We start from the raw sequence: 13,055 nt of genomic DNA, 5'->3' as shown, positions 1-13,055 counted from the left end.
AAGTCTTTCAAATAATTTTTTACTATTTTTTATGAAAACAACTTTAAAATTATTACTAGAGACTACAAACTAAATTAATAAAACACTTTTTCAAATTACTTAGATAAACTAAGAGCAAAATTTATCTCATCAAAGCTAAAACCATTATATACCAAGTAATTGATAGCTTTTTGCCTAAGCTTAAAATCTAAGTGTAATTTATTAATATTTTTATACTTTTTGTCCAAACATTGCCTACATAACTCAAACCAGTCTATTTCTTGACTATCAAGACAACTTTCAACTAATTCTAACGATAACCCTTTTTGATAAACTGCCGTGTTTATAATGCGTTTTTCACCTCTAAGCTTGACAATTTCATTACTTATAAAAACATCGGCAAACCTTTCATCACACAACCATCCCGTTTGCTCAAATTCATCTAAAAGACTATTAATCTCTATTAGAGAAATATTATTGCGTAAAGTAAGTTTATCAAAAAGTTGTTTACGTGAATAATCTTGCTTTGCAAGTAAATAAAGAAGATAGTTTTTTTCTTTAGATAAGCTCATCTTGAGTAGCTGCTGAATTTATTTTAGCCTTGGCTTTAGAGTCTTTTTGAGAGTTATCATCAGAAACTTTATTAGCGTATTTACTTGGCAGTAAAAGCTCTAAAATAGCTCTTTCAATTTCATCACGCTCAGCTATATTTTCTTTTAAATACTCTTTTGACTTTTCTTTACCTTGACCAATCTTTTTACCCTTATAGCTATACCAAGCACCAGACTTCTCAATAATGTTATACTTAGCGCCTAAATCAATAAGCTCAGCTTCAAGAGAAATACCCTCACCATAAATAAGCTCAAAGTCAGCTTGTTTAAAAGGTGGTGCAACTTTGTTCTTGACTATCTTAACTTTTATTTCATTACCACTAACATCAATACCATCTTTAATACTACCGCCTTTTCTAACTTCAAGCCTTACTGATGAATAGAACTTAAGAGCATTACCACCAGTTGTAGTCTCAGGATTACCAAACATTACCCCAATCTTCATACGAATTTGGTTAATGAATATTACTAGAGTATTTGAACGCTTGATATTTGCCGTAAGCTTTCTTAGTGCTTGTGACATTAGCCTTGCTTGCAAGCCCATATGTGAGTCACCCATGTCACCTTCAATTTCTGCTCTCGGCGTAAGTGCTGCAACGGAGTCAATTACCACAATATCAACTCCCCCAGAACGTACTAGCATATCAGCAATCTCTAAAGCTTGTTCACCCGTATCCGGCTGTGACACTATCAGATTATCAACATCAACACCTAAAAGCTTTGCATACTTTGGATCTAGTGCATGCTCAGCATCAACAAATGCTGCGGTACCACCTTGCTTTTGGCACTGTGCAATAGCTAAAAGCGTCAGTGTTGTTTTACCTGATGACTCATGTCCATATATCTCAATAATTCGACCTTTTGGATATCCACCTATTCCCAGTGCAACATCAAGAGCAATAATACCTGAAGGTATAACATCAATATCATGAGCAGCTTCTTGATCGCCTAGTCTCATGATAGAGCCTTTACCAAATTGTTTTTCAATTTGTGATAAGGCTGATTCTAGAGCTTTTTCTTTACTCATATTAACTAACTCCTATTAGTTTTTTAGTGTTGTTTGTTATCTGCTGATTCTTTCAACGAATCTTGATACATCGCATCAAAATTTACCGCAGATAAACATAATTGCGGGAATCCACCACTAATCACTAAATCTGAAATCGCTTCACGCGCATAATGATAAAGAATATTTGGACAAAATGCTTTTTTAGCGTGCTCAATTTGGGCTTCTTGCATATTAGCAACTGTAAAAATGCCAGCCTGTTTAACTTCAGCCTCAAAAGCAACCATACCATCATTTTCAACTTTAACCTCTAGAGTTAGAACTGTCTCATAAGTATTCTCTTCTGGAAGTTTAGTAGCTTCTACTTTTAGATCTGTATGTAATTCTGGTTTCCAATTTGTAGTCCATATCTTATCTGAGTTTGGAATAGAGAAAGAAAGATCTTTTACATATACTTTTTGGATTTGAAATTGAGGTTGTGCTTGCTGATCCATACTATGATCCTTAATATTTTTTATAAATTTTACTTTGATAATGATTTAACTGGGTAACTAGCTTGTAACCATGCTGTTAAGCCACCTTTAAGTACAAAAACCTGCTCAAAACCTTCTTTACGTAATTGTTGCATAGCTTTTTCAGCGCTATCGCCATATACAACTATTGGCTTAGCTTTATATTTAGCAAGCTTGTTGTGCTTCGTTGCTATTTCATCAAACTGAATGTTTTGCGCGCCGATAATATGTGCCTTGCTAAAAGTCTCATGATCACGTATATCTAGATAAACACCCTTGCCTTTATTGACAGTAATTACAGCATCCGCAACAGATAAAGTATATTGAGCTTTTTTAGTTTGAGTCAGCTCAAAAACTATATAAATAGCTAGCAGCAAAATAAAAGATAAACAAAACAGCAAGTTTTGTGATACAAAATAGCCTAAATTTTCCATAGTTATTGTTATTTTATTATTTTTATACCTAAACTAAGATTATACATAGCTTTAGATATAAAAAAAAGCTGCTTTTAACTGTAATACCCTAAAAGGTTTTTAGAAAAATAATTGAATGTTGTTTTGAAAAAATTATTGCATTTTAGCTATAACATCTTTAGTAACATCAATACTATCAACATTATATAGACTCATTTCAGCAGGTAAAATAGCATCTAGCTGCTTCTCTTTAGCAACCTGTGCAGAAGCTTTAGTTAAAGCATCTTTGAACGCATCAGCATCATCAGAAGCCATTTTTTGAACCTGATTCATTAGGTTTTGGTAGTCTTTCATAGCTTTTTCAAGATCTGCTTGAGCTTGTTGCTTATCTTGATTTTCTACCTTATCTGCAGCCTGAGCATCTTTAGTATCGCCTTTAGAATCATCTGTTTGAACATCATCTTTTTCTTGAGTGTACGCATTTACTTTCTCTTGTAAAGCAGTAATGTTTTGCTTAAGTTGATCCATTTGTGGTTTAAGCTTTTTCTCATCAGCTGTTACTTTTGCTTTGCCAAGTGGTGAAGTCTCAAAAATATCTTGGACATTAGCAAAACCTACGCCACTAGCCATAGCTGTAGTTGCAGAAACCATTAAACCACCAGCGATCATTGCTCCTAGTATAGTTTTTTTCATAATTTTTCTTCCTTGCTTGTTTAGTTTATAAAACATAATATAACTTCGATTATAATCATCGTTATTGTATGTTTCAACACTTAAAACACTTATTTTAAACTAAAGCTGGTTTCTGAGAGAGCTTTATAATAAATACTATTACCTAATTTATGTGATACTGCTGTTAAAAAATCAAGTGGTCGAGTATAGTCAACAATATCAATATTATTAAACTTTTCATTTCTAATTTGATCTACTGACGCAAAACCATCTATCAAGCCCATTTGCTGTGCTTGAATACCACTAAAAGGTTCACCAGAGAATGTTGTATCCATAGACTTATCTTTTAGTCTATCTCCTCTTGATTTCTCAACTGCCGCTATAAAAACCTGATGGGTTTCATCAAGAAGTTTTTTAAACTGAGCTGTCTGCTCTGGTTTTTGTGGTGAGAAAGGATCTAAGAAATCTTTATTTTTTCCTGAGGTGTATATTCTACGCTCAATACCTAACTTATCCATAAGTCCTGTAAAACCAAAACGACTGCCAATAACACCTATTGAACCTGTTATTGTCATCTGATTAGCATAAATATCTTTTGCTCCAGCAGCGATATAATAACCACCACTAGCACAAACATCTGTACATACAGCATACATAGGAATAGTTGGATATTTATGCTGCAAATATTGCATATGAGAATATATCTCATCAGACTGTACAGGCGATCCTCCAGGGCTATTTATCTCAACAATCACACCTTTAACAGCCTTGTTGGCGTAAGCATCATCTAAACTTTTATTAATTCTTTCTGCATTTGCCTCTGCATCTTCAGCAATTATTCCATTAACCTTTACCAAAGCTATGTGAGGAACCAACTCTTTAGATGAGCTAAATAAACCAGGCACTATCAGTAATAAAATTATTAAAATAATTATTAATCGCATGACAAAACGCCAACGCCTTTTACTCTTAATGTCCTTTAGATAAGCTTGGGCTAATTTTTCTAGTGTTGTGTTGGAAATGTTATTTTCCATTTTATCTCCATATTTGTTAATATTTCATTATTAATTTTAAATCTATTTGTTTAAAAATACACTATCAAAACACAGGAACCACACAATGGCAGTAACACTAGATACTAAAGCAGCGAACCTAGGATTAAATAATATTCAAAAACATATTTTCTTATGCTGTGATCAAGAAAGACAAAAATGCTGTGCCGGCGATATTTCTCTGAAAGCATGGGAATATCTAAAAAAGAGACTTCTAGAATTAGGCTTATCACAAAATGGTCATATTTATAGAACAAAAACATATTGCCTAAGAATATGTCAAAATGGACCTATTGCTGTAGTTCATCCTGATAATGTCTGGTACCATTCTTGCACTCCTGAAGTTCTAGAAGAAATTATCCAAAAACATCTAATTGGCGGTGAAATAGTTGAAAAATACGTATTTAATAAAAATAATTAACTTCTTGATGGTTATAGATATACATTAGTTGCTATTAATAGCTTATCTATATACATTTTACCTAATATACGTTTAAATAGAGTTCACAATAAAAATTATTTTATAGGGGAAAAGGTTATGGAAAAATATATAACTGGAGAAAAGCTTTTTGATACTAGTAGAAACGCTACTAATGTTGCTGAATATATCGTTGCAAGACTTGTTGACTTAGGAATTACTCATTCTTTTTGTATACCAGGGGATTTCTCATTTGCATTAGATCGTGCACTAATCAATAACCCTAAACTACAGAATATAATTAATGCTAATGAATTAAATGCTAGCTATGCAGCCGATGGTTACGCAAGAGTCAAAGGGGCTGCAATTCTCTCGACTACTTATGCTGTTGGTGAGCTTAGTGCCCTAAATGGTGTAATGGGCTCAAAAGCTGAAAATCTTGTTGTTTTTCATTTAGTCGGTAGTCCAAGTGACGGCGCAGTAGGAAAGAAGAGACAGGTTCATCATACATTAGGGGATGGTGTTTTTGGAAACTTTTTTGATCTATCAGCTTCCGCAGCCTGTGTCTCAGCAGTTATCACTCCTGAAAATGCTCGTAGAGAGATGAATAGAGTGATAGCTGAAGCGTTCAAATATCGCAAGCCTGCTTATATAAGCGTATCTTTGGATAGTGGTAATCGTCCTGTAACAGATATTACACCCGATGATATAGACTGCAGCTATCTAAAAAGTGACTCACATCAGCTTGAATTAGCTACAAACCTAGTGCTAGAGCATTTAAGCAAGGCTAAAAAAGTTGTTGCTATTCCATCCATAAAATTAGACAGGTTTGGAGTAACTGAAAAGGCTATCAAACTTATAGAAAAGTTAAATATCCCTTTTACTATTATGCCTCATGATAAAAGTGTCATATCTGAAGCACATCCTAACTATATAGGTTTTTATGCTGGCTTATTATCAGACACAAATACTGCTGAAATAGTTGAGGGTGCAGATCTTATAATTAATCTAGGTGATGCCTTATGGTCAGATTTCAATACGGCGGGGTTTACTAATAATTTAGATTTAGATAAGGTGCTAAATCTAGGACCTTTATTTGTTGGAGACAAGAAGAGCTATCTAGCAGATGTTTATTTATCCGAACTGCTTGATGAATTATTAGAGAAAGCTGAGAGTATAGACTATCGTCCTGAATATTCTAAAATGACTATCCAAGACTCTCCTGTAACACAAGAGAACTTAACACTTGGAGTGCTATATACCCAAGTTTTAAAATTCTTAAAGAACACAGATAATCTTGTAGTCGAGACAGGTTCATCCTCACTTAATATGCCTAAACTACCTTTACCTGAAGGTGTAAAATACCATAATCAGACTTTATGGGGCTCTATTGGCTGGGCGACACCTGCTACTCTTGGTGTAGCACTAGCTAATCCTGATTCTAGAACAATATTAATTACAGGTGAGGGATCTCATCAATTAACCCTAAATGAACTAGGCGTAATGGGAAGATACCGAGTAAATCCTATAATAATCTGTATAAATAATGATGGCTTTATGGTCGAGAGAGCTCTAGAACTAGATCCTGACCCAAGTTATGATGATCTTGCACAGTTAAACTATAAAGATTTACCAAAAGCTTTTGGTTGTAATGATTGGCTAACTATAAAGGTTCAAACAGGTAAAGAGTTAGCTGAAGCACTGGAAAAAGCTAGAGAGCACCAAAGTGGTGTATATATAGAAGTCATTACAGGAAAGTATGATTATGGTAATACTCTTAACTTCTTTAATACTCATCTTAAGGAAATGTACGGCTAAATTAACTACTATTTCTCAATATATGCCTTTTCTAATACTCTTCTAAAAGAAACTCCTTGTATAAATATTGAAAGTAATACGGCTATATAAATTATCGAAAAAATATGCAGGATTCTGTGCTCAACAGGTATTGATAACGCCAGTGCGATTGAGACTCCTCCTCTTAATCCTGCCCAAGTTATAACTAAATTATTCTTCCAAAAGTTCTTCTTTATTGACATTTCAGTCAATAATATTGAAATAGCCACACTTAAGTATCGAGCGACTAATGATATTAAGAAAATAATGATTCCAGCAACAATAAATCGTGCTGAAAAGTTCATCTCTAGAACTTCAATCCCTACTAAAACAAACAAAAACGCATTTAATAACTCATCAATAATTACCCAGAAATTTGTTAAAGTTCTTTTTGCATCAATTGAAACCCCTTGTTGCGATCTCGAATTTCCTACAATTATACCTGTGATAACCATAGTAAGTGGCTCAGATACATCGACTTTTGTTGCAAGCCAAGAGCCGGAACTTACCAAAGCTAGAGATATTATGATAAGTGTATTACCATCATCTGATTTATTCATTAACCAAACGCCAAGCCAACCAAGCAGTAAGCCTAAAAATATACCTCCAGCTCCCTCTTGAAACAACATTAGTATAAAATGGCTAAAGCTAATATCTGTCTTTCCTCTAATAACTATTGATAGCAATATTAGAAATATAACTATCGAAAAGACATCATTAAACATTGCCTCACCAGATAATATTGACTTAACCTTCTTTGGGACATTTTTACTAATTTTAAAAACGGCAAACACGGTAACAGGATCTGTTGGTGAAAATATTGCCCCTACTACAAGACAATATATATAATTAACATCATGCTTTATAACTAACGGAGCAATTAGCCAGCACAATGTTCCAATTATAAAAGTTGAAATAATAACCCCTAAACTTGAAAGAACAATGATACTAGCTAGAAATTTTTTTATCTCTAAAAAGTTTAGATGCATTGCAGCTGCAAAAAGTAGATAACCAAGTAATACCTTTAATACCAATATCTTAAAATCAATACTATTTAGTAGGTTATATGCTGGATAAAATAACTTAGGCTCTAGCTTGATCAGCACTACTAACATTAGTGATATTAAAGCACTAACTACAGTTAAACCTATAGCTTTTGGCAGCTTAAGAAATCTCAAGTTAAAATAGCTTGAAATAGCCGCGATAACACAGAGCATCACAAACAAAGAATATTCTGACAAAATTAACCTTCTTATAAAATTTTAAACATCTCAATTTGAGTGCTAATTATAATCAGATAAATAAAATCTTTATACCGTTAATATAATTTATTTTTAGAATTCATCTTGATATACTTATAAAATAATCTTCAGGGCAGGGCGAAATTCCCTACCGGCGGTAACTGCTTTAGCAGAAGCCCGCGAGCGCTTTCTAATAAAACAGAAAGGACAAGCAGATTTGGTGCAATTCCAAAGCCGACAGTTACAGTCTGGATGAAAGAAGATTGAGGAAAACATCATCACGCTATTATCACTGTGGCTATAAATATGGTTTTATAGTCTTGTGGTATTTTTGTAGTAATAATTCTTCCCTCATCCTGCCCTAAATGTAAGTAAGTTAAGTGGGTAAATGAAAAATATCGATAAATATTACATGCAACAAGCACTTACTCTAGCTAATAGAGGTAGACTTACAGTATCACCTAATCCGATGGTTGGTTGCATAATAGTAAAAAATGGTACAATCATTTCGGAAGGTTGGCATGAAACTGTAGGAAAAGCTCATGCAGAGGTTCATGCACTGACAAAAGTAGGAGACAAAGCAAAAGGAGCTACAGTATACGTAACACTAGAGCCATGCTGCCACCATGGAAGAACTCCTCCATGTACTGATACTCTAATCAAAGCTGGTATAAAAAAAGTAGTTATTGCCACACTTGATCCAAATCCAAAAGTTGCTGGCAAAGGTGTTAAAAAGCTTAAAGATGCTGGTATAACAGTCGAAGTAGGCTTACTAGAGAAACAAGCACAAGAGTTGAATAAAATATTTTTCCACTATCAAAAAACCAAAAAACCTTTTGTTTATGCAAAGTGGGCAATGTCATTAGATGGTAAGGTAGCTGTTAATAATGATGATTCAAAAAAAATAAGTTCACACCAAGCATTTATAAATACTCATCAGCTACGTAATATTTGTGATGCTATCCTAATTGGTAAACAAACCTTAACTGATGATAATCCAAGCCTTGATGTAAGAATAAATATCAATAAAATAAAGCATCCAACTAGATTTATACTTTCCAATCATCTGACAACAATAAATCACAACTGGCAAGTTTTAGATCAAAGTCATGCCAAGACAATTTTCATTTGTTCAAAGATCTCTGCACAAATAGCCACTAAGCTTAACCAACTTGGCATTGAATATTGGCTATTACCACAAAGTCAAAGTCAGGTTTGTTTAGACACTCTACTTGAGAAGATGGGTAACATTGGAATAACTAGCCTACTTGTTGAAGGAGGTAGTAAAACTCTAAATAGTTTTATCAATCAAAAGCTCGTTAATGAATTTTATACATACTTAGCTCCAGTAATAATAGCAGATTATAATCCCAAACAACAGCTAAGCTTTAATCAAATCTCTGTAAGCGAAGATATAATAATAAACTCTTGTTTTAAGGAAAATCAGAATGTTTAGTGGCATAGTTCAGCAACTAGGAATAATTAAAAAGATAACAGCCAAAGGTAACCTAAAAACTTTTTGTATCGAATTTGATAACGCTTCTCAATGCAGCATTGGTGATAGTGTTGCAATTAATGGTACTTGCCTTACTGTTACAAAACTTGATAAGCAAAACTTAACAGCAAATTTTGATACTGTACCAGAGACACTTAAAAAAACTAACCTTGATACTCTAAAGGAGAATCAACTAGTAAATATCGAACTTGCAATGCGCTATGGTGATCATGTTGGTGGACATATGGTACAAGGTCATATTGATGAGTCAGGGCAAATCAAAAATATTCAAAATGTCGGTGGTGCATGGTTAATTGAAATTTCTGCCTCTAGAGAATTTCTAAAATACTTAGTAAAGAAAGGTTTTGTAACCATAGATGGTATGAGTATAACTGTAATAGATGTGCTCAAAGATTCATTTACTGTAACTTTGATACCTCATACTATTGAGGTCACTATAGCAAAAAACTATACTAATGGTTCTATGGTAAATCTTGAAGCTGATGCAACAGGCAAATATATCTATAAATATATACAAGGATTTAAAGAAAATGTTTAAGCAAATAAAAAATAATATTGAGAATGCCATACGAGCTCTTAAGCAAGGTAAACCAGTAGTTGTACTTGATGATTATGATAGAGAAAACGAAGGTGATCTAATTCTACCTGGTCAAAAGGCTACAGAAGAAAATATTGCATTTATGCTTGAGCATACAAGTGGCATCATTTGTTTGGCAATCGATTCAAAAAAAGCTCAACAATTAAACTTAGCTCCCATGGTAGCTGCTGATCAAAATAATAGTACTTTTACTACGCCATTTACCATAACTATAGAAGCTAAAGAAGGCGTAACCACAGGAGTATCTGCAAAAGATAGAGCACACACTATCCAAGTAGCCTCAAAAGCTGATGCTAAAGCAGAAGAATTAGCTCGACCTGGACATATATTTCCTCTTATCGCTAATGATAAAGGCGTACTTGGTAGAAATGGTCATACTGAGGCAACAGTTGATCTTATGAAACTAAGTGGCTTTAATAGCGCTGGAGTTCTATGTGAGCTAATGAATAAAGATGGCACCATGATGAAAACAACTGAGCTAGAAGCATTTGCTAAAAAGTATGACTTGCCTCTTTTAACTATTGCTGAGCTTTACCAATATCGTTTAGCAACTGAAATTTTTATCACCAAAATGGCAAGCTCTACTATACCATTTAAGAAAATTGGTGAATTAGAAATGAGCGTATATAAAGATAATTTTAGTGGTGATGAGGTTATTGTTTTATCTAAACCTTACTCTGGTAATAACCCTTTAGTAAGAATGCATTCATCTTGCATAACAGGAGATATCTTTGGCTCGCTACGCTGTGACTGCCAAGATCAATTACATAAAGGAATTGAAATGATTAGTGAAGAAGGTGGCTTTTTTATATATCTTGATCAAGAAGGTAGAGGTATTGGTTTAACAAATAAACTTAAAGCCTATAATTTGCAGATGAATGAAAATATGGACACCCTTGAAGCTAATTTAGCTCTTGGCTTACCTGCTGATGCAAGAAAATACGATCTAGCTATACAAGTCCTAAAATATAACAATGTCAATCGTTGTCGACTAATATCAAATAATCCTGAAAAACTAGCTGCTCTTAGAAACGTTGATATAGAAACACAACCTGTATATTGTGAGGCATTTGTAAACTCTCACAATAGGAACTACTTGATAACCAAAAAAGTTAAAGCAAAACACACAATTAAAGGAATATAGGCATAAATTATGAGAAAGTTAGCAATCGTTGTAAGTGAATTTAACTCTTTAATAACTGATAAAATGCTTGAGGGTGCACTAGAAGAGGCATATACTCAAGGCTTAAAAAATAGTCAAATTTGTATCAAAAAAGTTCCGGGGGCAGTTGAACTTCCATATGCAGCAAAACTCCTAGCAGAAACTAAAGAATTTGATGCAATAGTACTACTAGGTTGCGTAATCCGTGGCGAGACTGACCACTATGATTATGTTTGTGATCAAGTAAGTTATGGTACGCAAAAAGTTATGCATGAATATAATTTACCAGTGATTTTTGGTATATTAACCACACACAACAAAGAACAAGCCTTAGAAAGAGTCGGTGGCAAAAAAGGTCATAAAGGTAAATACTCTATCCAAGCTGCCATAACGATGGCAAAGATGAAGAAAGATATATTAGAACAAGGAGTATGAATATGTCTTTAGAAATTCTAAAGTACCCTCACCCAGTTTTAAAAGAGGTTGCTAAAGAAGTTACAAAAGATGAAATCAATGATGATTTACGTGCAACTATTGCTGAAATGCGTGAGCTAATGCTAGAAGCAAATGGCGTGGGTTTAGCAGCAATACAAGTTGGTATCAAAAAAAGATTCTTTATTATGTATGATAACTTAGAAGAGCAAAACCCTGAAATAATCACTATCATTAACCCTGAAATAATTGAGCAAAGTGGTAAAATAATTGATGAAGAAGGCTGTCTTTCTTTTCCTGGTGTTTCCGCAAAGGTAAATAGAGCTACTGTAGTCAAGATAAAAGCGCTCAATGAATTTGGTGAAGAGATTGAAGTTGAAAAAGATGGTTTTTTAGCTAGATGCATCCAACATGAAATAGATCATCTTAATGGTATAACCTTCTTTGACCATCTTGGTTCACTAAAGCGCAAAATGATAGAGAAAAAGTATAAAAAAATAATGCAAGAAAATGCTAAGAGTTAATTTTTGATTATTTTGTATAATCAATACTTTACTTTTTAGCAGCATTACGCAAAAATTATCTCCTGTAATTGTTGTTAAATCATGGAATTTAGTATGCGCAATATATTCAAAAAAACATCATTAATATTATTACTAAGCGTAATTATAGCATCATGTGGTATGCTATCTAACGACCAGTTTGTTTACCTAGGTCATGGTCAGAACTCACCTGATTATCAGCTTTATTATGATAAAACACAAAAACTTTTTGTGCTAATTGATAAAAGAAATGGCTGTTTCCAGAAAGATGATACAGGTACTTGTTTAGCATTTACATTAAAACAAGCGCGTGAATTTAGAGAATATGTTTTAGCGAAAATGATTGAAATAGATGTTAAACTTGCTAAGGACGACTATGGAAACTACGCTATAGAAGAGTTACGAAAAGCTGGAATTACCACGGTCAATAAACCAATTAAAACTAAAAAAGTTTTTGCAACTCCAGTTAGGCAGATTGTCCTTGATAGAAAGCAACAATATCATCTTGTTAGAAAAGAATATGAAATAGATTCAAATCTTGTAGCAATGGTTGTTAATGATAAAGACGGTAAAAAACGTATAAAAGTTGCTTATACCGTTGATTTTCCTGGCTTAGAGAAAGAGTATAGTACTGAGCTTAGACCATTTATTATTGACCCTGAGTATTTATATACACACATGACTATCGATACTGTTCATGAAGCTCAATTCATGCAAAGAGATGTTATGAAGAGTCAAACAAATGTTAAAAAGAAAGTTGATGACTATCTTAAAGATGTTGTCGACAGCGATAAAAAAGATACTGGCTACTCTCACCAAGAGGTCGCAAGTAGTGTCGCAGCGTTAGATAACGATATAATAACTAAGGTAGATCAACAGCGTCAGAACAAAAAAGCTGAATTAGCAAGTGGTAGTAGCACTAAAGTTGCTGAAACAGAATCAACCATCAATGAAAGTATTACTTCTAGTGGTAGCATATTGCAGCCTTCTGTAAAAATTAGTACAACTACACAATCTGATACAGCAGATATACCTAAAACAACTCAAGCAAGTAACAATAAATAG

The 13,055-nt window shown here is 33.6% G+C and carries 15 protein-coding genes and 1 riboswitch; of the genes, 8 read left to right on the top strand and 7 right to left on the bottom strand.

Annotated elements, in window-relative coordinates:
• Positions 1-95: 95 nt before the first annotated feature.
• From FSC454_RS00530 to sppA, 6 genes are all read right to left on the bottom strand, one after another.
• Entirely contained in the window at positions 96-551 is a 456-nt protein-coding gene (locus FSC454_RS00530) for a regulatory protein RecX (protein WP_066045081.1), read from the bottom strand.
• Positions 538-1,617, bottom strand: a complete 1,080-nt coding sequence (recA, locus tag FSC454_RS00525) for a recombinase RecA (protein ID WP_066045082.1) — start codon at positions 1,615-1,617, stop codon at positions 538-540. The genes FSC454_RS00530 and recA overlap by 14 nt, the downstream gene beginning before the upstream one ends.
• 23 nt (positions 1,618-1,640) lie before the next feature.
• Positions 1,641-2,090: a protein-export chaperone SecB gene (gene secB, locus FSC454_RS00520; RefSeq protein WP_014547442.1), complete on the bottom strand. Its 450-nt coding sequence runs from the start codon at positions 2,088-2,090 to the stop codon at positions 1,641-1,643.
• A gap of 29 nt (positions 2,091-2,119) precedes the next feature.
• Positions 2,120-2,542: a rhodanese-like domain-containing protein gene (locus FSC454_RS00515; protein WP_014547441.1), complete on the bottom strand. Its 423-nt coding sequence runs from the start codon at positions 2,540-2,542 to the stop codon at positions 2,120-2,122.
• A gap of 132 nt (positions 2,543-2,674) precedes the next feature.
• Complete coding sequence (locus tag FSC454_RS00510) at positions 2,675-3,214, bottom strand: OmpH family outer membrane protein (protein WP_014547440.1); 540 nt, start codon at positions 3,212-3,214, stop codon at positions 2,675-2,677.
• A gap of 89 nt (positions 3,215-3,303) precedes the next feature.
• Positions 3,304-4,227 carry a signal peptide peptidase SppA gene (sppA, locus tag FSC454_RS00505; RefSeq protein ID WP_066045084.1) on the bottom strand — a complete coding sequence of 308 codons (924 nt, stop codon included), beginning with the start codon at positions 4,225-4,227 and terminating at the stop codon, positions 3,304-3,306.
• An 85-nt stretch (positions 4,228-4,312) separates the two neighbouring features.
• Here sppA and FSC454_RS00500 point away from each other — a divergent pair, with 85 nt between their 5' ends.
• Both FSC454_RS00500 and FSC454_RS00495 read left to right on the top strand, forming a co-directional pair.
• Complete coding sequence (locus FSC454_RS00500) at positions 4,313-4,666, top strand: (2Fe-2S) ferredoxin domain-containing protein (RefSeq protein ID WP_014547438.1); 354 nt, start codon at positions 4,313-4,315, stop codon at positions 4,664-4,666.
• Positions 4,667-4,783: 117 nt separating this feature from the next.
• Positions 4,784-6,481, top strand: coding sequence for an alpha-keto acid decarboxylase family protein (locus FSC454_RS00495; RefSeq protein WP_066045086.1), 1,698 nt, complete (start codon positions 4,784-4,786; stop codon positions 6,479-6,481).
• 8 nt (positions 6,482-6,489) lie between these two features.
• On the opposite strand, the gene FSC454_RS00490 is transcribed toward FSC454_RS00495, so the two are convergent.
• On the bottom strand, positions 6,490-7,740 hold the full coding sequence (locus FSC454_RS00490) for a cation:proton antiporter (protein ID WP_014547436.1): 1,251 nt from the start codon (positions 7,738-7,740) through the stop codon (positions 6,490-6,492).
• A gap of 120 nt (positions 7,741-7,860) precedes the next feature.
• A riboswitch (FMN riboswitch) is annotated at positions 7,861-8,008 on the top strand.
• A 120-nt stretch (positions 8,009-8,128) separates the two neighbouring features.
• Here FSC454_RS00490 and ribD point away from each other — a divergent pair.
• The 6 genes from ribD to FSC454_RS00460 all read left to right on the top strand — a co-directional run bounded on the left by ribD (position 8,129) and on the right by FSC454_RS00460 (position 13,055).
• Positions 8,129-9,196: a bifunctional diaminohydroxyphosphoribosylaminopyrimidine deaminase/5-amino-6-(5-phosphoribosylamino)uracil reductase RibD gene (gene ribD, locus FSC454_RS00485; protein ID WP_066045088.1), complete on the top strand. Its 1,068-nt coding sequence runs from the start codon at positions 8,129-8,131 to the stop codon at positions 9,194-9,196.
• Entirely contained in the window at positions 9,189-9,794 is a 606-nt protein-coding gene (locus FSC454_RS00480) for a riboflavin synthase (RefSeq protein ID WP_066045090.1), read from the top strand. The genes ribD and FSC454_RS00480 overlap by 8 nt, the downstream gene beginning before the upstream one ends.
• On the top strand, positions 9,787-10,998 hold the full coding sequence (ribB, locus tag FSC454_RS00475; protein WP_066045091.1) for a 3,4-dihydroxy-2-butanone-4-phosphate synthase: 1,212 nt from the start codon (positions 9,787-9,789) through the stop codon (positions 10,996-10,998). The genes FSC454_RS00480 and ribB overlap by 8 nt, the downstream gene beginning before the upstream one ends.
• Before the next feature lie 9 nt (positions 10,999-11,007).
• On the top strand, positions 11,008-11,451 hold the full coding sequence (ribH, locus tag FSC454_RS00470; RefSeq protein WP_066045093.1) for a 6,7-dimethyl-8-ribityllumazine synthase: 444 nt from the start codon (positions 11,008-11,010) through the stop codon (positions 11,449-11,451).
• 2 nt (positions 11,452-11,453) lie between these two features.
• Positions 11,454-11,972 (top strand): peptide deformylase, encoded by a 519-nt coding sequence (def, locus tag FSC454_RS00465; RefSeq protein ID WP_066045095.1) that lies wholly within the window; start codon positions 11,454-11,456, stop codon positions 11,970-11,972.
• 81 nt (positions 11,973-12,053) lie between these two features.
• Positions 12,054-13,055, top strand: a complete 1,002-nt coding sequence (locus tag FSC454_RS00460) for an FTN_0109 family protein (protein ID WP_082810685.1) — start codon at positions 12,054-12,056, stop codon at positions 13,053-13,055.

It is taken from the genome of Francisella hispaniensis FSC454 (assembly GCF_001885235.1).
Lineage (GTDB): Bacteria > Pseudomonadota > Gammaproteobacteria > Francisellales > Francisellaceae > Francisella > Francisella hispaniensis.
This window is presented reverse-complemented; position numbering and strand designations above follow the sequence as displayed.